The 20,845-nt window shown below is 40.8% G+C and carries 24 protein-coding genes; 8 read left to right on the forward strand and 16 right to left on the reverse strand.

Annotated features, from left to right (window positions below; translation table 11 throughout):
- The 8 genes from rapZ to rng form a co-directional block, all read right to left on the reverse strand.
- Complete coding sequence (gene rapZ / locus A4G17_RS09370) at nt 1-861, reverse strand: RNase adapter RapZ (protein ID WP_123955852.1); 861 nt, start codon at nt 859-861, stop codon at nt 1-3.
- Complete coding sequence (locus A4G17_RS09375) at nt 861-1,382, reverse strand: PTS sugar transporter subunit IIA (protein WP_123955851.1); 522 nt, start codon at nt 1,380-1,382, stop codon at nt 861-863. The genes rapZ and A4G17_RS09375 overlap by 1 nt, the downstream gene beginning before the upstream one ends.
- Nucleotides 1,383-1,454: 72 nt before the next feature.
- Nucleotides 1,455-2,180, reverse strand: coding sequence for an LPS export ABC transporter ATP-binding protein (lptB, locus tag A4G17_RS09380; RefSeq protein WP_123955850.1), 726 nt, complete (start codon nt 2,178-2,180; stop codon nt 1,455-1,457).
- An 8-nt stretch (nt 2,181-2,188) separates the two neighbouring features.
- Nucleotides 2,189-2,698 (reverse strand): lipopolysaccharide transport periplasmic protein LptA, encoded by a 510-nt coding sequence (gene lptA, locus A4G17_RS09385; protein WP_123955849.1) that lies wholly within the window; start codon nt 2,696-2,698, stop codon nt 2,189-2,191.
- Nucleotides 2,699-2,708: 10 nt separating this feature from the next.
- Nucleotides 2,709-3,323 (reverse strand): LPS export ABC transporter periplasmic protein LptC, encoded by a 615-nt coding sequence (gene lptC, locus A4G17_RS09390; RefSeq protein ID WP_123955848.1) that lies wholly within the window; start codon nt 3,321-3,323, stop codon nt 2,709-2,711.
- Nucleotides 3,324-3,487: 164 nt separating this feature from the next.
- Entirely contained in the window at nt 3,488-4,528 is a 1,041-nt protein-coding gene (locus A4G17_RS09395) for an extracellular solute-binding protein (protein WP_123955847.1), read from the reverse strand.
- A gap of 81 nt (nt 4,529-4,609) precedes the next feature.
- Nucleotides 4,610-5,617, reverse strand: coding sequence for an extracellular solute-binding protein (locus A4G17_RS09400; protein WP_418886409.1), 1,008 nt, complete (start codon nt 5,615-5,617; stop codon nt 4,610-4,612).
- Between the two features lie 284 nt (nt 5,618-5,901).
- Nucleotides 5,902-7,377 carry a ribonuclease G gene (gene rng / locus A4G17_RS09405; RefSeq protein WP_123955845.1) on the reverse strand — a complete coding sequence of 492 codons (1,476 nt, stop codon included), beginning with the start codon at nt 7,375-7,377 and terminating at the stop codon, nt 5,902-5,904.
- A 124-nt stretch (nt 7,378-7,501) separates the two neighbouring features.
- Between rng and A4G17_RS09410 the strand changes: the two genes are divergently transcribed.
- Complete coding sequence (locus A4G17_RS09410; protein WP_123955844.1) at nt 7,502-7,924, forward strand: DUF417 family protein; 423 nt, start codon at nt 7,502-7,504, stop codon at nt 7,922-7,924.
- 76 nt (nt 7,925-8,000) lie between these two features.
- On the opposite strand, the gene A4G17_RS09415 is transcribed toward A4G17_RS09410, so the two are convergent.
- Entirely contained in the window at nt 8,001-8,606 is a 606-nt protein-coding gene (locus tag A4G17_RS09415) for a Type 1 glutamine amidotransferase-like domain-containing protein (RefSeq protein ID WP_123955843.1), read from the reverse strand.
- A 171-nt stretch (nt 8,607-8,777) separates the two neighbouring features.
- Between A4G17_RS09415 and ycaO the strand changes: the two genes are divergently transcribed.
- Complete coding sequence (ycaO, locus tag A4G17_RS09420) at nt 8,778-10,541, forward strand: 30S ribosomal protein S12 methylthiotransferase accessory factor YcaO (protein ID WP_123955842.1); 1,764 nt, start codon at nt 8,778-8,780, stop codon at nt 10,539-10,541.
- Between the two features lie 88 nt (nt 10,542-10,629).
- On the opposite strand, the gene A4G17_RS09425 is transcribed toward ycaO, so the two are convergent.
- Complete coding sequence (locus tag A4G17_RS09425) at nt 10,630-11,190, reverse strand: YtfJ family protein (RefSeq protein ID WP_123955841.1); 561 nt, start codon at nt 11,188-11,190, stop codon at nt 10,630-10,632.
- A gap of 209 nt (nt 11,191-11,399) precedes the next feature.
- Here A4G17_RS09425 and yajC point away from each other — a divergent pair, with 209 nt between their 5' ends.
- From yajC to secF, 3 genes are read left to right on the forward strand one after another with little or no spacing between them, the layout of a single operon-like run.
- Nucleotides 11,400-11,693, forward strand: coding sequence for a preprotein translocase subunit YajC (gene yajC, locus A4G17_RS09430; RefSeq protein WP_123955840.1), 294 nt, complete (start codon nt 11,400-11,402; stop codon nt 11,691-11,693).
- Nucleotides 11,694-11,724: 31 nt separating this feature from the next.
- Entirely contained in the window at nt 11,725-13,569 is a 1,845-nt protein-coding gene (secD, locus tag A4G17_RS09435) for a protein translocase subunit SecD (RefSeq protein ID WP_123955839.1), read from the forward strand.
- A gap of 15 nt (nt 13,570-13,584) precedes the next feature.
- A complete protein-coding gene (gene secF / locus A4G17_RS09440; RefSeq protein WP_123955838.1) occupies nt 13,585-14,550 on the forward strand; it encodes a protein translocase subunit SecF in 966 nt (321 codons plus the stop codon).
- A gap of 102 nt (nt 14,551-14,652) precedes the next feature.
- On the opposite strand, the gene A4G17_RS09445 is transcribed toward secF, so the two are convergent.
- A complete protein-coding gene (locus A4G17_RS09445) occupies nt 14,653-14,877 on the reverse strand; it encodes a YgjV family protein (RefSeq protein WP_123955837.1) in 225 nt (74 codons plus the stop codon).
- A 178-nt stretch (nt 14,878-15,055) separates the two neighbouring features.
- On the opposite strand from A4G17_RS09445, the gene A4G17_RS09450 reads away from it, so the two are divergent.
- The gene (locus tag A4G17_RS09450; RefSeq protein ID WP_123955836.1) at nt 15,056-15,991 is read left to right on the forward strand and encodes an ABC transporter permease; all 936 of its coding nucleotides are present in this window, start codon (nt 15,056-15,058) and stop codon (nt 15,989-15,991) included.
- Nucleotides 15,991-16,785 (forward strand): ABC transporter ATP-binding protein, encoded by a 795-nt coding sequence (locus A4G17_RS09455; protein WP_123955835.1) that lies wholly within the window; start codon nt 15,991-15,993, stop codon nt 16,783-16,785. Before A4G17_RS09450 ends, A4G17_RS09455 begins: the two co-directional genes overlap by 1 nt.
- 69 nt (nt 16,786-16,854) lie before the next feature.
- Here A4G17_RS09455 and A4G17_RS09460 read toward each other — a convergent pair whose 3' ends face one another.
- The 4 genes from A4G17_RS09460 to rpmI all read right to left on the reverse strand — a co-directional run bounded on the left by A4G17_RS09460 (nt 16,855) and on the right by rpmI (nt 18,427).
- Entirely contained in the window at nt 16,855-17,169 is a 315-nt protein-coding gene (locus tag A4G17_RS09460) for a hypothetical protein (protein ID WP_123955834.1), read from the reverse strand.
- Nucleotides 17,170-17,180: 11 nt separating this feature from the next.
- On the reverse strand, nt 17,181-17,726 hold the full coding sequence (locus tag A4G17_RS09465; protein ID WP_123955833.1) for a cysteine hydrolase family protein: 546 nt from the start codon (nt 17,724-17,726) through the stop codon (nt 17,181-17,183).
- A gap of 62 nt (nt 17,727-17,788) precedes the next feature.
- The gene (gene rplT / locus A4G17_RS09470; protein WP_005714486.1) at nt 17,789-18,142 is read right to left on the reverse strand and encodes a 50S ribosomal protein L20; all 354 of its coding nucleotides are present in this window, start codon (nt 18,140-18,142) and stop codon (nt 17,789-17,791) included.
- Between the two features lie 87 nt (nt 18,143-18,229).
- Nucleotides 18,230-18,427 (reverse strand): 50S ribosomal protein L35, encoded by a 198-nt coding sequence (rpmI, locus tag A4G17_RS09475; RefSeq protein WP_005596065.1) that lies wholly within the window; start codon nt 18,425-18,427, stop codon nt 18,230-18,232.
- 341 nt (nt 18,428-18,768) lie between these two features.
- Here rpmI and A4G17_RS09480 point away from each other — a divergent pair, with 341 nt between their 5' ends.
- Nucleotides 18,769-20,142: a tetratricopeptide repeat protein gene (locus tag A4G17_RS09480; protein ID WP_123955832.1), complete on the forward strand. Its 1,374-nt coding sequence runs from the start codon at nt 18,769-18,771 to the stop codon at nt 20,140-20,142.
- Between the two features lie 36 nt (nt 20,143-20,178).
- Here A4G17_RS09480 and infC read toward each other — a convergent pair whose 3' ends face one another.
- A complete protein-coding gene (gene infC / locus A4G17_RS09485) occupies nt 20,179-20,721 on the reverse strand; it encodes a translation initiation factor IF-3 (RefSeq protein WP_123955831.1) in 543 nt (180 codons plus the stop codon).
- Nucleotides 20,722-20,845 lie beyond the last annotated feature (124 nt).

Below are 20,845 nucleotides of genomic sequence, written 5' to 3' on the forward strand. Positions count from 1 at the left end.
TTACGCTTTTTTATGGTGCTTTTCTAGACTGCGATGGCGAACTTTCACTTTTTTATTACGGCTTGCAAAATATTGAGCGAGCTGTTCCGCAATGAAGACGGAACGATGTTTACCACCCGTACAGCCAATCGCAATAGTGAGATAACTGCGATTATTTTTCTCGAGAAGTGGCAACCACATATCTAAATAATTGCGAGTTTGATAAATGAAATTATGCACTTCTGTTTGCCGTTCTAAAAAATCAATCACGGGCTGTTCAAGCCCAGTCATTGGACGTAATTCGGGATTCCAATGGGGATTTGGCAAAAAGCGAACATCAAACACATAATCAGCATCTGGTGGCAATCCATATTTAAACCCAAAAGATTCAACCACAATTTGCAACTCTTTTTCTGCGGACCCACGCAATAACTCGCGTAAGTTTTCCGCAAGTTCATGGGCTGAAAGATAGGTGGTATCAATCACGTAGTTGGCTTGTTGGATAAGCGGATCAAGAAGTTTGCTTTCAAGATCGATAGCCGCTTCCAGAGAAAGATCGTGATTTGAGAGTGGATGTAAGCGGCGAGAATCGCTATAACGACGGATCAATGTTTTACGTCCGCAATCTAAGAAAATCAGTTTTGTTTGAATAGAGTCAGGTAGCTGATTCAAAACGCTTTCCAATAATGTGGGATCATCCGGTAAATTTCGCACATCAAGGCTGACTACCGTCGCTTGATCTGATTTAGAAAAGTATTCCGCTAACTGGGGAATCAACGCTAACGGAATATTATCCACACAATAGTAGCCCACATCTTCTAATGCACGCAAAGCAACTGACTTACCTGCACCAGAACGTCCACTAATAATCACTAATTCCATTATGACTCCTGACTCTGTTCTGAATGCTGATCAGCATAGCTCAAAATTTGCCAAATATCTTCTGCATTTTCTGCTGATCGGAGATGCTTCAATAATGTTTTATCACTTAAACGCTCAGCTAAATCCACCAAACAGCCTTTTAACTCACTGCACACTTGTTCAGGAAACAAAATAGCGTAAATCAAATCCACTTCTTTGTGATCATCGGCTTCAAAATCAATCGGATTATCTAATTGCAAAAAGACGGCTATCGGCTTTTCAATTCGGACATCTGGATGATAGGGCAATTTTGCATGCGGTAAGGCGATGCCGTTATTAAGTGCGGTTGTGCCTAACTTTTCTCGTTGAAAGAGATGGCTAAAACAAGCGACAGAGCAGATTTGTTGCTCAGACTCGCATTCAATCTGTTGATTGAGTGAATCCGCAACCATTTTACCAATTAGCTCTAAGGCACGTTTCTTACTTGAGGCAAATACACCTGTATGAATATTTTCAGGCTGTAAAAATTCGGTGAGTTTCATAATGTTGCTAAACAAGCGGCCACTTCCTAAGAAAAATTTGCAAATTTCTGCAAGGAACTCACCGCTTGCTAATTAAAGTTTAAATTGATCGCCTAAATAGACACGTTTTACATCTGGATTTTCAAGTACGTCTTCTGGTGAGCCGCTTGCGATCATCTGTCCGCTACCAACAATATACGCTCGCTCACACACATCTAACGTTTCTCGCACATTGTGATCGGTAATCAAGACACCTAAGCCCCGTTCTTTTAAATTGACGATGATCTTTTTAATGTCTATCACCGAAATAGGATCGACGCCTGCAAAAGGTTCATCCAAGAGAATAAATTTCGGGTTTGCCGCCAATGCTCGTGCAATTTCAACACGGCGACGTTCGCCTCCAGATAAGGACTGCCCAAGGCTATTACGAATATGTTCAATGTGAAATTCTGAAATCAATTCATTAGCACGATCTTTGCGTTGCTGTTCGTTCAAATCTTTACGAATCTGCAACACCGCCATCAGATTATCGTAAACACTTAAACGACGGAAAATTGATGCTTCTTGTGGCAAGTAACCAATACCTTGTTTAGCTCGATCGTGCATTGGTAGTACACTGATATCGTGGTCATCGATCCGAATTTTGCCATGATCGTGGCGAACTAAACCGACAACCATATAGAAAGTCGTGGTTTTCCCTGCACCATTTGGACCAAGCAAACCAACGATTTCGCCTGATTTCACATTCAGACTAACATCTTTGACTACTTGACGATTTTTATAACTTTTCGCTAAATGTTCTGCATAAAGAATTGGCATTACCATACCTATTTTTTCGGTTTACTTTCTTGTAATTGGGTTGGAATTAAGACAGTTTTTACTCTGCCCTGTGTGCTACTTGTTGCTTTAAGCTGTTGTTTTTTAACGTCATAAGTAATTTTATCGGCCTTAACAAAACTATCTATCTGCTTTAACTCAGCCTTTCCAGTCAGCGTGAGAAATTCTTGATTAAGATCGTAAGACACGCTGTTTGCCTTTCCATCTACTGGCTTTCCACTATCTAGAGTCTGTTGAAAAGTCACGGGCGAGCCACTCGCTTCGATTTTTTCCTTTTTCCCTTCTTGGCGAGTGATAGTCACATTAGCCGCTTGGATTTTGATAGAACCTTGGGTAATCAACACATTGTCAGTTAAAACGACAATATTTTTTTCCAAATCTAATGATTGGCTACCTGATGAAATATCAATCGGCTGATCCGTATCACCTTTTAACGCATACACAGATACACTCATTGAGCATAACGCAGTGAGCAGTAATACGTTTTTCACAAATTTCATTGTATGTTCCTTATTGTGCAGCATTGCTTGATGGCTCAGCTTGTTTCTTGGTTTTTTGAATAATGGTTGGTTCAAGATATGTTTTGACATCTTTCGTCAAGGTGGCAACTTGCTTTTTCAAATTGCCCGTTAAACCTGTGCCTGTTGTCGTAAATCCCATTCCTTGAGATTTTACAACGCTATCACTTGAAATATCATAAGTTGCTAAATTAATCGACAATTCTTCTGTTTCAATGAAACTTAAACGAGAGTTGGGTTCTACATTTTCGATTCTGACATTGCCTTTTAAATGCAACATTTTGTCTTTGGTAATTTCAGCAATATCTGCAGTAACTTGCCACTGTTTTAATTGCTTTTCGGTATCAAATAAATCGAGCAAAGGCTTTAAAAATTCTGTTCGTTCCGTAGTTTCAAAACGTTTTATTTCTTGTGCTTTTGCAAAATATTGCGGCTTACCTTTTAGGTCATAGACCATTGTCGAAATTTGCTGTCCAACGTACTCTGGCGAACCTTCACGTTTAATCAAATCCGCTAAATCATGATTCTCTTTATGTTGTTGACTGAAATACCAGCCACCTAAAATAGCGGCAATCACCAACAAAATGATGGTTAAACGAATGTTCATTTTTTCTCTACTTTATTCAAATTTAACGCTGAATTCTAGCACAGTTTTTAATGCGAATATAGAACAGCTACCGACAAAAAAGTTTTGTAAAAAGCGAAAACCCTAAGGGTACCTTAGGGTTTTCGAGTTGCAAAATATTACCCGTAACGGACCGCTTGTAGAGACTATTTTGCAGCTTTGAGTTCTTGATAATATTTCTCGTAGATCTCAACAGCATCACCAACATCGACTTGCCATACGCTACGTTCAATGACATCAGGTGTTAAGAACACAGCAGGATCTTCCGTTAATTCTTTGGGTAGCAATTTCAATGCTTCTTTGTTTGAAGTTGGATAACCAATTGCTTCTGTGAGCTTAGCGGCAACAGGGGCTGACAACATATAGTTGATCAACTTATACGCCCCTTCTGGGTTTTTCGCCGTGGCTGGAATCGCTAAGTTGTCTATCCATAACGTTGTACCTTCTTTTGGATAGATCATCCCAATTTTCGCCCCTTCGTTTTTGGCAATTCGCACCGAACCATTCCACAGCAAACCGACTTCTGTTTCGCCTGAAATAAATGAGCTCGCTGGGTTGTCTGAGTTAAACGATAAAACATTTGGACGCAATTTGAGTAACTCTTGATAAGCGGCTTTCAACACTTCAGGATCTTGTGTGTTTGGATCTTGACCCATTTTGAGTAAGGCGATATTAAACGGTTCACGTGGGTCGTCTAAAATCTGTACTTTGTCCTTAAATTCAGGTTTCCATAAGTCCGCCCACGATTGCAAATTCGCTGGGTTTTGCGTTTCACTATTATACGCCAAACCCGTTGCGCCAAATAATTGCGGAATGGAGAATTTATTGCCCCTGTCGAACGGGCGATCCAACATTTGCGGGTCAAGCTCTGCCAAAACAGGAAGTTTGGAATGATCTAACTCTTTTAACATCCCTTCACGAGCCATTTTTGACACATAGTAGCTAGTTGGAGCTACGATATCGTAGCTACTGTCTTTACCCATTGTTTTCAGTTTGGCATACATCGTTTCGTTCGACTCCATACTAGAAACCATCACTTTAATGCCCGTTTGTTTGGTAAATTCTTCCAGTAAGCCTTCTGGCACATATTCTGTCCAAGTATAAAGATAGACGGTGTTATCGTCCGCTTTCACATTCGCCGTGGCAAACATTACAATACCAGCTAAAAGAGCCGCCCATTTTTTCATAAAGTTCTCCTGATTGTAGGATTTAAGTATAAAAAAACCCTTGAGCCTTGCCCAAGGGTTTTAACGTTGTTCGTTAAAGGCTTATTTTGCCGCTTTTAACTCTTGATAATATTTTTCGTAAAGTTCGATTGCATCACCGACATCATCTTGCCAGTGGCTTTTTTGTAGCACTTCAGAAGTTGGGTAAATCGCAGGATCTTCTGTGATCTCTTTCGGAAGATTCGGTAAAGAATTCACATTCGATGTTGGATAACCAATCTCTAATGTTAATTTCTCAGAAACAGGGGCACTTAATAAATAGTTAATTAATTTGTGCGCAGCTTCTGGATTTTTCGCATTCGATGGAATTGCAAGGTTATCTACCCATAAAACTGGGCCTTCTTTCGGAAATACCATATCGACTGGAGCTTGCTCTTTTTTTGCAATGCGTACTGAGCCATTCCATAATTGACCCACACTTACTTCGCCAGCAATAAATGAATTTGCAGGATTATCTGAGCTGAACGCTAATACGTTTGGACGTAATTTTAACAACTCTTCGTAAGCCGCTTTGATTTCTGCTGGATCAGTCGTGTTCGGATTTTTACCTAATTTTAACAATGCAATGTTGAACACTTCTCGAGCATCATCTAAAAGTTGTACTTTATCTTTAAACTCTGGATTCCATAAATCTGCCCAAGAACTGAACTTGCTACCTTGGTAATCGTTAGTATTGAATGCAATACCTGGTGCACCTAATAATTGTGGCAGTGAATATTTGTTACCTTTATCGTAAGGTTTATCCAACCAATCTGGGTTAAGTTCTTTAATCACAGGTAATTTGTTGTGATCAAGTTCCATTAACATTCCTTCACGAGCCATTTTTGAAACGAAATAGTTTGTTGGTGCAATAACATCATATCCACCATCTTTGCCCTGAATCTTTAATTTTGCATACATTGTTTCATTTGATTCAAGGGTAGAAACTTCAACTTTAATACCAGTTTCTTTGGTAAATTGGTCTAACAAACCTTCAGGCACATATTCAGTCCAAGTGTAAAGGTGCACAGTTTCATTTGCTGCCATTGTGTTTGCACTGAACATAACCATACCTGACGTTAAAGCCACAGCCCATTTTTTCATTTAAGTTTTCTCCAAATAATGAGTAAAAAGAAGCGGTTGGATTACTCCAAAGTTTTACAAGTTCTTCACAAAAAAGAACGGGGGCATTCTAAGCCCCCCCCTACATTTTGCAAGCCTTTTATTGTAAAAGTGGTGATTTTTTAGGCTATCAAGACGAAAAAATCGACGTATATTTCACTTACAAGCGGTCACTTCAGGCTATTTTTTTGCAAATTTCTATTTGCAAAACGTTTTAAGGATCTGACCGCTTATTACATCACCACCACATCAAATTGATCCTGATGATAGTAAGGTTCGATTTTGATTTCGACTTTTTTGCCGAGGAAAACTTCCAGCTCAGCAAGTAAGGCGTGAGATTCTTCGTTAATCAGATACTCTGCCACAGAGCGAGAGGCATACACCACATAACGCTCGGAACGGTAGAGATGATGCACTCGCACGATTTCCCGCAAAATTTCGTAGCAGACGGTTTCGACCGTTTTGATTGTGCCTCGCCCTTTGCACGATGCACAGTCGCAGCACAGCACACGCTCAAGGCTTTCTCGGGTGCGTTTGCGGGTCATTTCCACCAAACCGAGCTGGGTGAAACCGTTTACATTGGTTTTCACTCGGTCGCCTTTTAACGCTTGTTCGAGCGATTCTAACACGCGTTGGCGATGCTCTTCTTCCTGCATATCAATGAAGTCGATGATGATAATCCCCCCCAAATTGCGAAGTTGCAGTTGGTGAGCAATCGCTTGGGTCGCTTCAATGTTGGTGTTGAAAATGGTATGGGCGAGATTGCGATGCCCCACAAATGCCCCTGTATTGATGTCGATCGTGGTCATCGCTTCTGTCTGTTCGATAATCAAATAACCGCCCGATTTGAGATCGACTCGTTTATCCAAGGCTTTTTGAATGCCGTCTTCAACTCGATAAACATCAAACAACGGTTGTGTCCCGCTGTACAGGCTGACGTTATCGGTCAATTCAGGCATAAATTCACTCAAAAATTCTTTGACTTGTTCGTACGTCATTTTGGAATCGATCTGAATCGATTTAATGTGCGTACCGACAAAATCTCGCAACACTCGCTGGGCCAGTGCCAGCTCACCATATAGCATTGATTTTGCAGGATATTTTGCCTTGCGCTCCAATACTTTTCGCCATAAGCGTTTTAAGAATGCCACATCTTGTTGCAAACTTTCTTCACTCACCTCTTCTGCTGCTGTTCGCACAATAAAGCCACCTAGCTCATCACAATAAGGCTCAACAAGGGATTTCAATCGCTCCCGCTCCGCTTCACTTTCAATCCGTTGCGACACGCCAACGTGGCTATTTTCAGGCATAAAAACTAAATAACGAGAAGGCAACGTAATATCGGTAGTGAGCCTTGCCCCCTTTGTACCAAGGGGATCTTTCACCACTTGTACCACAATATCCTGTCCTTCCCGTACCAGCTCGCTGATATTTTTCACCACGAACTGTTTTTTCTCATTTTCATCGACACATTCCGTATGTGAAACAATATCGGACGCATGCAAAAATGCAGCTTTTTCCAAGCCAATATCGACAAATGCCGACTGCATCCCGGGTAACACCCGGGTAATTTTTCCTTTATAAATATTACCGACAATCCCCCGCTTCGCTTCTCGCTCAATATGGACTTCTTTCAAAATCCCATTTTCCACCAAAGCGACACGGGTTTCGCTTGGGGTCACATTGACTAATAATTCTGCTTGAGCCATTTTCAATTCCATTGTTTTTCAGCTAGAAATGGCGAAATTCTATCACTAACGTCAATTTCAATGTAAGAAAAACCTAAATTTACCGACTTTAATAAGGATTTTTTTGATTTTGATAGGATATTGTATGCAGAAATTAATCAACGCTTTCCGACACTCACAAATTGACATCGCCGTATTACGCCTAAGCGTCATTATCGTTTTCTTAGCCTTTGGAGTGGCAAAATGGTTTGAATTTGAAGTGCAATTACTCAAACCGCTCATTTCGCCAACGTGGCTCAATTTTCTGTACGATTGGTTTGGTTATCACGGCGCCAGCTATTTTCTTGGTGTAGTCGAAGGAATTGCGTATGTAGGATTGTTCGTTGGATTTTGGCAACCTAAATGGGGAATCGTGGGGGCAATTACCGTATTAGGAACTGGCTTTGTAACGTTGAGTATGATGCTTCAACTCGGTTTTAATGGCTTTATTTTTAAAGATATTTTATTGATCGGTGCAGGGCTGGTGCTACTTAAAACCGATTTAAATCGGTTATACACTGAAAAATAATCAACCGAAAGATGGGCAAAAGCCCATCTTTTCTCCACTACAAGCGGTCACTTCCGCTCAACATTTTGCAAATCGGCTATTCTGATATGCAAAGCTCCCTTTTTATATCTCCTTCAACCAAAATCGCTTGTTCGTTATTGATCACCCAAATTGCCAAATCAGGATTTTCATCAACAATTTGCTGCGAGCATTTCTCAAACGGGAAACATAAATAATGTGGCACAACATAAAAATCGATCAAATTTAATCCCAAATAGTCTGCTTGGGAAAAATCGCTCGGCACCTCGTCCATTGGCTTGATATAAGAGAGTTCGTCAGCACAAATAATGGCACCGCCCGATTCCCCCACATATAATTTTCCGCTTTCCACATGCTGTTTAATCAATTTATCCACACCTGTTTTTCTGATTTGATCAATTAAGAAAAAGGTATTTCCTCCCGTAAAATAAAGAATGTCTGCATTATCAAAGGCCCCCTGAATGTCCTCAAGAGAAGCCGTTGAAATTTCAAGCTCAATCAGATGGGTATTCAGATTGTGCCAAACGGCTCGAGCTTCATCTACATATCCTTTATAACTTTCATGTATGGAGGCAGTTGGAATAAACAGCACATTTTTACCTACTACATCTTCTTTTAACAAGGTTCCGACTTTCGCAAAATGAGAGCATAAAAATAGTTTCATCTCTTTTCCTCAATAACTCGTTTTTTTGATAAAAATTTGCCTTTCAATTTTACACAACACTGTTTAAAAAACCATAACAAGCGGTTACTTCCGCCTAAAATTTTGCAAATCTTTCCATTTTCTTTGTTAGAATAGCCGACTTTTCTTATCTCACCATTTACAAGGACACCAATGTCTCAACAAACCTTTATCATCGGCAAAGATGCTGCGTTAGAAGACAGTATTGCGAATTTTCAAACCAAGTTGAAGCAGCTCGGTTTTAATATTGAAGAAGCCTCGTGGCTCAACCCTGTGCCGAATGTGTGGTCAGTGCATATTCGTGATAAAGACTGCCCGCAATGTTTCACCAACGGCAAAGGAGCAACGCAAAAAGCAGCACTTGCTTCGGCGTTGGGCGAATATTTTGAGCGTCTTTCCACTAACTATTTTTGGTCGGATTTCTATCTCGGCAGCGAAATAGCGGAGAGCGAATTTGTGCATTATCCGTCTGAAAAATGGTTTCCAATTGAAGATGAAGAAGCCTTGCCTGAAGGCATTCTCGATCCTTTTTTGCTCGACTATTTCGATCCAAATGGCGATCTCACGCCTGATTTGTTAGTCGATTTGCAGTCGGGTAACTACGATCGTGGTATAGTCGCATTGCCTTACACTCGCCAGTCGGATCAACAAACAGTTTATATTCCGCAAAGCATTGTGGCGAATTTGTTTGTATCAAACGGAATGTCGGCGGGCAACAGTAAGAATGAAGCCCGAGTGCAAGGTTTGTCGGAAGTGTTCGAGCGTTTTGTAAAAAACCGCATCATCACCGAAGCGATCAGCCTGCCTGAAATTCCACAAAGGGTCATTGATAGCTATCCAACCATCAAAGCCTCTATCGAGAAATTGGAAGAAGAAGGCTTCCCGATTTTCTGCTATGACGCTTCTCTCGGCGGTGAATTTCCTGTGATTTGTGTGATTTTACTCAACCGCAATAACGGTACTTGTTTTGCGTCGTTTGGAGCCCACCCGAATTTCCAAGTGGCATTTGAACGCACCGTAACTGAATTATTGCAAGGGCGTGGTTTGAAAGATTTGGATGTCTTCGCTCCGCCATCCTTTAACAATGACGATGTTGCCGATCACGCCAACTTAGAAACCCATTTCATCGACTCAAGCGGTCTGATTTCGTGGGATATTTTCAAATCTGATGCCGATTACAGCTTCGTGCATTGGGATTTCTCTGGCACTACCGAACAGGAATTTGCCAACTTAATGGCGATTTTTAACAAATACGAACAAGAAGTGTACATTATGGATTACGAACATTTAGGTGTGTACGCTTGCCGCATTCTTGCTCCAGGAATGTCTAACATTTATCCTTCCGATGATTTGATCTACGCCAACAATAATATGGGAATGGACTGGCGAGAAATTCTGCTTGATTTACCACATTTCCATCACGATGCGGAAACCTACCAAGAGTTGCTGGATGAATTCGACGAACAAAGCATTGATGATATGACCCGTGTGCGTGAATTTATCGGCATCGTGGCAGAAAAAGGCTCAGCAATGCAAACCTTACGCATTGGCGAGTTGAAATCAATGTTGCACTTAGCTCTGGGTAATTTGGAACAGGCATTAGATTGGTCGAACTGGACGGCAAATATGAATGCCAGCGTGTTTAGTGCCGAACGCAATAACTACTACCGCTGCTTAATTCAATCCCTTGAACTGTTCTTAGATGAACGCCGTGAACCAGCCCAATATCGCAAGGTCTTTGAACGAATGTACGGCATCGATGCGGTCGATTTGGCGTGGTCAGCCATTCAAGGTGGCAACCCATTCCACGGCTTACAAGCCGCAGACGAAAGTTTGCAAAGTCTCGCCGCTCACCAAAAATTGCTTGGTGCTTACCAAAAAGTACAGAAAGCGAAGGTGAACCCAATCGCCAGATAGCAACAAGCGGTTACTTCCGTCGCCTTTTTTGCCATTTGCAAAATTTGTCTCGGAAGTGACCACTTGCCTTCAACTTACTGCAAAAATCTTACTGCTCGATCAATTTTTTAGTTAAATCAACTACTTGCTGAATTTGATCGGCAGATAATTTTCCCTCCGACACAAATTGCACTTTGCCGTTTTTATCTAATACGGCGATAAAACTCTCTTTTTCTTTCAACGCCCACGCCTTTTTTACCGCACTGGCTTGGTCTAACACCACTAAGGTATGTGGATTCTTCAACTTACCTTCTTCTGCTGAGCTTTTTACAAAAGATCCTGTCGCAATAATCGCATCATCTGCGTTGATGATCGTCGTGGTTTGGTATTTTGAACGATCAAAATTGGCTTGGCGGATCGCATTCATCAGCGGCTCATTTTTCTCTTTCACACTGCTTCTGCCTGCAATATGTTGTAGCACCCACACTTTTCCAGCCAATGTCGCAGATGACCAATTTTTATAGCTCACACTTTTACCTTGAACGACAAGCTCTCCATCTGTTGCAACGCTCACAGCAGGTAAAGCATGATTTAGCTGCACATTATGAGCCCAAGCACCATTTGCAAAAAACACGCCTAAAGTGACCGCTTGTAATAAAAATTTTTTCATCTTTTTTCCTTTTTATGATTGAATTTCGCCTAGCTGGCAACAATATCTGTCAGTCTATAACGAAAAAAGAAAATCAACAAAGCCGATCTCTCTGCTTGAATGGAATTTCTTCTCGTTTAATCATTGAATTTATGCTATTTTATCGACTGTTTTTCCGCTTAAAACGGAAATTGTCTTATCTACATTTATTTTTATTATAAGGAGCTTATATGCAACAAGGCGGCGGAATGGAAATGATCTTTATTTTGGTTATTTTCGGTTTAATTTTCTATTTTATGATTTACCGTCCACAAGCAAAACGCCAAAAACAACAACGTGAATTATTGGCAAGCCTTGCAAAAGGTAACGAAGTGCTTACCAATGGCGGCTTAGTTGGCAAAATTACCAAAGTATCTCCAGATGACGAAAACATCGTTATCGCATTAAACGATACCACTGAAGTAACAATTCAACGTGCATTCGTGGTTGCTGTGTTACCAAAAGGCTCATTGAAATCAATGTAATTTTCTTTCCTTTCAAATATAGGGACTTATTGTGTTAAACCGTTTCCCTCTTTGGAAAAATCTGATGGTGATCTTTACGGTCGCCATCGGCGTTTTGTACGCCTTGCCAAATCTTTATGGTGAAGATCCTTCCGTACAAATTTCTGGTACCCGTGGACAACAAGCAACTGCGGAAACCCTTTCTAAAGTACAAACTGTACTCAGTTCTATCAATATCACGCCTAAAGCAATGAGCTTTGAAAATGGCTCAATTTTAGTGCGTTTAAATAAAGATGAAGAACAACTGCCAGCAAAAGATAAAATTTCTGAAGCCCTCGGCAACAATTTCTCCGTTGCTCTCAATCTTGCCCCAGCAACACCTGAATGGCTCACTTCAATCGGTGGTGAACCGATGAAGCGAGGTTTGGATTTGCGTGGTGGCGTTCGCTTCTTAATGGAAGTGGATATGAACACCGCATTAACCAAACAGCAACAACAATTGCAAGATACGCTACGCACTGAACTTCGTCGTGAAAAATTGCAATATAAAGCGGTCAATAAAGGGGAAAATTTTGCAACTGACATTGCGTTTGCGGATGCAGATACGGCTGAGAAAGCGGTTCGCTTTGTTCGCCGTACCCATACCGATTTAGAAGCGAATTTCATCAATCCAACCGTCGTCTCTTTTACGCCTTCTGCCACTGCATTGGCAGCCTCTCGTGATGCTGCTATTGAGCAAAACTTATCCATTTTGCGTAAGCGTGTAGAAGAATTGGGCGTTTCGGAACCTACTATTCAACGTCAAGGTGCGGACAGAATCGTGGTGGAGCTGCCTGGTGTTCAGGATACGGCTCGTGCAAAAGAAATTCTCGGTGCAACGGCAACCTTAGAATTCCGTTTAGTCAATACCACAGCAAACCCAGATTCAGCCGCTCGTGGCATTGTTCCTGCTGATTCTGAAGTGAAGTTCACTCGTAATGGCGAGCCAACCGTCTTATTCCGTAAAGCCGTTTTAGGCGGTGAGCATATTATTAATGCAAGCTCAGGTCTTGATGATAAAGGCTTACCACAAGTTAGCATCAATCTTGATGGTGCTGGCGGTGATTTAATGGGGGCAGCGACCAAAAGTGCCGTAGGTAAACCAATGGCAACCCTTTATAGCGAATATAAAGATAGTGGCCGTAAAGATGCGAATGGTAAAGTGATTTTGGAAAAACATGAAGAAGTCATCAACGTAGCGACCATTCAGGCTCGCTTAGGTAGCCAATTCCAAATTACTGGCATTAATAGCCCAGCAGAAGCACAGAACCTAGCTGTATTACTTCGCTCTGGTGCATTAATTGCCCCGATTGTCATTGTGGAAGAGCGTACCATTGGGGCATCTCTTGGTGCAGATAACGTTGAACAAGGCATGCAAGCGGGTATTTTAGGTTTAGTGCTTACGGTTATTTTCTGTTTGGTGTTCTATAAAGTCTTCGGTATTTTCGCCACAATGGCGTTAATCACCAATCTTATACTAACTATTGGGCTGATGTCGCTTATTGGTGCGACTTTAACAATGCCAGGGATTGCAGGGATCGTACTTGCTGTTGGGATGTCTGTTGATGCAAACGTCTTGATTTATGAACGAATTAAAGAAGAAATTCGCAATGGCCGCTCGATCCAACAAGCCATCCATGAAGGCTACAACGGGGCGTTTACCAGTATTTTTGACTCGAACTTAACCACTGTTCTCACGTCTTTTATTCTCTATGCCGTGGGTACAGGCCCTGTCAAAGGCTTTGCTATTACGCTTGCATTAGGCGTCATTATTTCCATGTTTACCGCAATTACTGGAACACGAATGCTCGTGAACTGGGTATATGGCGGCAAACGAGTGAAAAAACTTTGGATTTAAGAGGAACAAGGCAAAATGCAACAAATTGAAAAAGAGGTAGAATTCAAACTACCATACCGTTTGGTGCCATTTATGAAATTCAGAATGGCGGCTTTTGTATTCTCTATCTTACTGACGATAGCGTGTATTTTCACTATTGCAACCAAAGGGTTCAATTGGGGATTAGATTTCACTGGCGGAACCGTTATTGAAACGCAATTTTCACAACCCGCTGATCTTGGCAAAATGCGTGCTATTTTGGACGAGAATGGTTATCACAGTGCGACGGTGCAAACTTTTGGCTCACAAAAAGATGTCATCATTCGTTTGCCCGCCTCTGCGGGAGATACCAAACTTGGTAACCAAGTCATGGGCTTGATCCATCAAAAACTCGATGCCGATGCTACGATTAAGAGTATTGAATTTGTGGGTCCAAATGTGGGTGAAGAATTAACTCAAGGTGCCATTTATGCCACCCTAGCCACTCTTGCCATGTTATTACTCTATGTGGGCATTCGTTTTGAATGGCGTTTGGCTGTTGGCGGGATCTTAGCGCTTTTCCACGATGTCATCGTCACGCTTGGCGTGTTTTCATTATTACAAATTGAGGTTGATCTCACCTTCGTTGCGGCGATTTTATCCGTAGTTGGTTACTCGTTGAACGACAGTATCGTGGTTTTCGACCGTGTACGCGAAAACTTCCCTAAAATTCGTCGTCGTACTGCGGTAGAAGTGATCAACATCTCACTTAGCCAAACGCTCTCTCGGACATTAATGACCTCGGTAACAACGTTATTCGTGGTATTAGCACTATACTGGCTTGGTGGTCCAACACTACACAGCTTCTCGCTTGCCTTATTAATTGGTATTGGATTTGGGACTTACTCCTCGATTTATATTGCCATTGGCGTAGCGTTACAACTCGGTTTGAAACGCGAACATATGACACCGCCAGTGGTAGAAAAAGAAGGGGCGGAACAAGAATCCCTTGTTGACTACTAATAACAAGCGGTCAGTTCCTGCCAGAAATTTGCAAAAAATAGGAAGGAAGTGACCGCTTGTAGAAACAAAAATCGCCTAGAAATCACTTTCTAGGCGATTTTTTTAGGCTTTACGCTCTTGCAAGCCTTTCCAAATATAGTAGGCATTGACACAGGTGACAAAAACATTCAATCCTGCAACGGGATAAGAGCCGACTAAAAATCCATAAATCACGAAACAAATTGCTCCTACAGCATTCATTAAACGTAATTTAATCATATCTTTAAGTAAAAAAGACGTTGCAACAAGTACCATCGCTACATAGCCTAAGATTTCAACTACATTCATATTTTATGCCCTTCTTATTAAAAAATAAAATTGGTCGTATTTTACCTGTTCTTTTTTAGCTTGTCGGCAGGTGGTACTGAACGCAAAGGTTTGCGTGAAAAAAATTTACAAAAAACACTGTTTTTTTGGCATAAATGACGTACAATGCATTCATATTTGTACTAGTTAAGTAGTATTTATGGACATTATACTGCAATATTTATCTTCCTTTCTCACCAACATCACTTGGATTGGTGCTTTAGAACTCGGACTGATTTACGCCTTAGTTGCACTTGGCGTACTGATCTCTTATAAAATTCTCGATTTCCCTGATTTAACTGCGGACGGTAGCTTTCCGTTAGGTGGAGGCGTATGCGTACTTTGTATTTTGAATCATGTCGATCCTTGGCTGGCAACATTGTGCGGTATGTTGGCAGGTTCGATAGCTGGCATGCTCACTGCAAGCTTACACATTGGTTTTAAGATCGAAAAATTGTTAGCGAGTATTTTGATGATGATCGCACTCTATTCGATCAACTTACGCATTATGGGCAAGCCGAATGTGTCTCTGCTTGGCGATCCCACTGTTTATGACAGTATCACTGCAAATGACGATCTACAACTAGCGATTGTCCGCTTGTTGATTGCCATCTTTGTGGTAGTGATTGCAAAATTGTTGTTCGATCTCTTTTTTGCGACACAAACGGGCTTGGCGATTCGAGCAACAGGCACGAACGCCAGAATGGCAAAAGCACAAGGCATTGCGGTGAATAAAATGACACTACTCGGCATGGCGATTTCTAACGGTTTAATTGCCTTAGCAGGAGCTTTGTATGTGCAAAGTAATGGCGGTTTTGATATTTCGATTGGTGTTGGTACTATCGTAATTGGTTTAGCTGCCGTGATTATCGGTGAAGCGATTTTCTCCGCCAAACGGATTGTCTGGCTCACTTTGGCGGTGATTATCGGCTCGATTTTATACCGCTTCTTCATCGCTTTAGCGTTAAATAATGACACATTAAACGGTATTGGCGTAGGTCCGCAAGATCTCAATTTAATCACCGCTTTGCTCGTGGTGGCTGTGCTTGTCTTTCCGAAATTTAAACACAAATTCGCACAAAAACGGGGGCGATAATGATCGAATTGGATAATCTATTTATCACCTTTAATCGTGGTACAGCAATCGAAAATCCTGTGTTAAAAGGACTTTCGCTGACCGTTCAAGAAGGCGAATTTGTTTGTGTGATCGGCAGCAACGGGGCAGGAAAATCGACGATGCTCAATGCAATTAGCGGTGATTGTGCGATTGATGCGGGCAACATTTTAATTCAAGGGCAAGAGGTCAGCCAACAAAGTAGCTGGCAGCGGGCGAACTTGGTTGCTCGAGTGTTCCAAGATCCAATGGCTGGTACGTGTGAGTCGCTCACCATTGAAGAAAATATGGCGTTAGCTTATCAACGTGGACAAAAACGGGATTTAGGTTTTGCGTTAAATCGCAAACGGCGTGAACTGTTTCGAGAAAAGCTTTCTCTGCTCGGTTTAGGCTTGGAAAATCGTCTCACGGATCAAATGGGACGTCTTTCAGGCGGGCAACGCCAAGCCGTTAGTTTATTGATGGCATCGCTACAGCCTTCTAGTATTTTATTGTTGGACGAACACACCGCCGCGTTGGATCCCAAAACCACCGCATTTGTGTTGGAACTCACTAATAAAATAGTGCGAGAGCAAAAACTTACCACCCTGATGGTCACACACTCTATGCGGCAAGCATTGGATTATGGCGATCGCACTGTGATGTTGCATCAAGGGCAAGTCGCATTTGATGTGGCAGGAGAAGAACGGCAGAAAATGGATGTGCCTGATTTATTGCATTTATTTGAACAGAATCGGCATGAAAAGCTGAGTGATGACGGCTTGCTACTTAGCTGATTTGCAAAAAACTCACAGTAACTGACCGCTTGTGATACTAAAATGGACGCAGTTGCGTCCATTTTGTGATTAATAAAACCCGCCAAATCCAATGCCAATACTTCCACCTGAGCGAGGATTTCCCCACGCCCTTTCATATCCTATGTGGGGAACTAAAACAGGCACTCTTTCATAGTGGTGATACACCTGCACTTTTGGCTTACGATCACTGTGATTTAAATCACTGTCATCAAAATGTGTCGCTGGTCCAACGGTTTTCCCACTAGCAATTTTTTGTTGGTACTCTTCAACTGCTTTCATATCCATTGGTACACTGCTCTGTTGTGGGGGGGTAGAACACGCACATAAACCGCACACGAACAAAGTCACTATTATTTTGTTCATCTTCTTAACTCCTATCTATTCAATTTTTCTAAAAACTCCGCAGTTGAAAGAATTGTTGCAAATTCGTCATTTAATGTCGCAATATTGATTTTATGAATATCTTCTGCTGAGATCTCTTCCCCATTTGGCATTTTTAATGGAAAAGAGGCTGTTGCATCTTCAATTAAGGTTACATTAAAACCTAGATTTGATGCCATTCTCGTAGTGGTTGAAACACAATGTGGGAGTGTTAAGCCTACAATGGTTAAATCCGTAATCCCCTGTTGTTTCAAGTATTGCTCTAAATCAGTACCAATAAATGCACTATTGACTCGTTTTCGAAATACTTTTTCATTTATTTGCGGTGTAAAACCTTGCTTAAAGCCCTGCCCAGTTGTGATATGAAAGCAAGACAGAGGATTATCTGAAATATGCTGAATATGGATCACCCGTAGCTTCTGTTGGCGAAAAAAATCGAGTAAACACAACATATTTTGTTCCGCTAATGGATTATTTCTTTTCCCCCATTTTGGATCAAAGAATGCTTGTTGGACATCAATTAAAATAAGTGCGTTCATTTTATACCTTAAAATAAAAAAAGGACGTTTAAAAAACGTCCTTATTCTCTATTCTTTAAAAATTAAAGAGCAGATTTTGCTTTAGCAACTAATGCTGCGAAAGCGACTTTATCAAATACTGCGATATCAGCAAGGATCTTACGATCGATTTCAACAGATGCTTTTTTCAAGCCATTGATGAATTTGCTGTATGATAAACCGTTTTGACGAGCTGCTGCGTTAATACGAGCAATCCATAATTGACGGAATTGACGTTTACGCTGACGGCGGTCACGGTAAGCATATTGTGCAGCTTTAACTACTGCCTGGAAAGCAACGCGATACACGCGTGAACGTGCACCATAATAACCTTTAGCAGCCTTAAGAACTTTCTTATGGCGTGCTCTTGCAATAACACCACGTTTTACACGAGCCATTATTAAATCTCCTAATTGTCTATTGGGCGTTTGCCCACATTTTTAAAACTAAAATTAACTAACCGTACGTTGTACTTAATCAAACGCTTATGCGTATGGCAAGCACGCAACTACTAAAACTTGGTCTGCTTTCGCTACCATGGATTTATGACGTAAGTGACGTTTACGTTTAGTGGTTTTCTTAGTCAAAATGTGACGTAAGTGAGATTGTTTACGTTTGAAACCGCCTGAAGCTGTTTTTTTGAAACGCTTAGCAGCACCACGTACTGTTTTGATTTTTGGCATTGTTTAATAACTCCGCATTGTTTGTTTAAAATTAGCCATTAGGCGAAACTTGCAAAAAAATATTGAAATTTAACCGCTTGTTTACTTGACTGCACTAATGACACAATGAAAGCGATTTTCATCACGGCAAGTCGAAACTTGCAAAGCAAATCAGGCTGCGAAATATGCCTGTGGATTGCTTAATTTCCCTTTAAAGGGAAACTTGAGAAGTATACTGTTTTTTTTTATTTTTTCAATATAATTACAAAAATTTGTCGTTCTTTTAGAAATGATGTGATAAAAATATCAGAATGTAATACTACTTATATGTATTATGCTGAAGTCTATTTAGAGGAATCCTTATGGAAACTAAATTCATAGCTATTATGGCCCTAGGACTATCTTGTGTAATGCCTAGCCAAGCTAATGTTGATCCTATTCGTGCTGGGGCCGTTATCGGTGGCGTGATAGTAATGGGATCGGTAAGTGAAGCAAAATGTCGTTTTGCCGATAGAGAATTTAATGCGATGGAAGTCAAATCACCGTATCTCAACTTATCGACATCCACACTTAAGCAAGCAAAATCGGCTTCTAAAGGAGCTAGATTAAAGGTAAAAGGAAAAGTATTTCCTCAAAATAGCATTGTGGCTGATGCTTTGTGGAATGAACTGCTACTCAAAGATGAAGAAGAAAGTTTGAATGTGGTGTTAAGTAATAACATTGTGTGTGGAGTAAGTCCTACCCCTTATCAAGGAGAAAACGTTTATTTTTATGGTCAGAAAAATGCACAAGGTGGGCTAGATGTAGAGTATTGGACACCACAAAATCCATTAGAACGCCAATCTTGGAATTATAAGACAGAATACGATTACCCTAGCTTTCAAGTTTTGGAGCAAACGGCTCAACAAGTTGATTCTGATTATGTTCAATTTTTATTAGCTAAAGCTTATTACGACGGCAAATTAGTCAACAAAAATGACCAAAAAGCATTTGAATGGGCAAAAAAATCTTACGAAAAACAAAGAGTTCGTTATAAAGATGGACGCTATTTTTTTGCAGGTCCCCTACTTGGTTTGCTTTATGCTGAAGGCAAAGGCACCCAACAAAACTTTAAGCAAGCCAAGGTTTTGTTAGAAAAAACGCATCAATATCTCGATCACCATTCTCATGAAATATCAGGTTTCGAGGAGTTATACGGCAAAGCTATCTACACTTATGGAATGATGTATTATCAGGGCAATGGGGTAAAAAAAGATCCTGATAAAGCACTAGACATTTTAAGTGTGGTAATAGATAAAAAACAAGAATATGCACCAAAATCCAAAGAGGCAGAAACATTATATCGCAATCTCTATGCTGAAAAACATAGAACGCCATACTCCCCAGATAGCATGCATATTGCACATTTTTATAGTGTAGCACTATCGCAATATCATAAAGGTGAACACGCTAAAGCTTTAGATACATTTGAAAAATTAGGAAAAGAGGGCGATACAGATAGTCAAGTAATGGCTGGTTTGATTCATTATGAAAGCGACATTGTTCCCCAAAATATTCCTAAAGCAAAAGAATGGTATTTAAAAGCGTTCAAATATAAACACCCTAAAGCTGCTTATAATTTGGCTGTGCTTTATTATAATGAAGAAGATAGCACTAAAAAGGCAAAATATTATTACCAAAAAGCCTGTGAATGGGGAGAAAAAGCTGCATGTAGAGAAGCAAAAGAACTTAAATAGCAAAAGCAGCCGATAGGCTGCTTTTGTACTTTTTTATTATTTTTTCTTAGGGGCTAACACCATGACGGCTTGACGCCCCTCCAATTTACCTGGTGCAGATTCTACGATAGAAATGTCGGCTAAATCGTTTTTAACACGCTCTAATACCTCTAAACCAATATCTTGGTGAGCCATTTCACGACCACGGAAGCGAACGGTAATTTTGGCTTTGTCCCCATCTTCTAAAAAGCGAATCAGACTGCGTAGTTTTACCTGATAGTCCCCTTCGTCTGTGCCTGGACGGAATTTAATTTCCTTCACTTGCACAACTTTCTGTTTTTTCTTCTGCTCTTTCGCGGCTTTTTCTTTCTCGTAAATGAACTTACCATAGTTCATAATGCGACAAACAGGCGGCTCGGCATTTGGGCTGATTTCAACTAAATCTAACTCTGCTTCTTCCGCCTTAGCTAAAGCCACTTGCAATGAAACGATTCCCAATTGTTCGCCATCTTGATCAGTTAAACGAACTTCCTTTACACCACGAATCTCATCATTGAGACGATGTGCACGATTTGTCTGAACACGTTTTACAGGTTTAATAGTACTATTCCTCTAGTAAATTTTTATTACGATCATACCGCTTGCAGAAGATATGATTTCGGGTTTGCTTACTGTCCAGCAAGACAAAAAACGGGCGAAATTCTACGAAATTTCGACTGGTTAT

The organism is Frederiksenia canicola, from assembly GCF_011455495.1.
Lineage (GTDB): Bacteria > Pseudomonadota > Gammaproteobacteria > Enterobacterales > Pasteurellaceae > Frederiksenia > Frederiksenia canicola.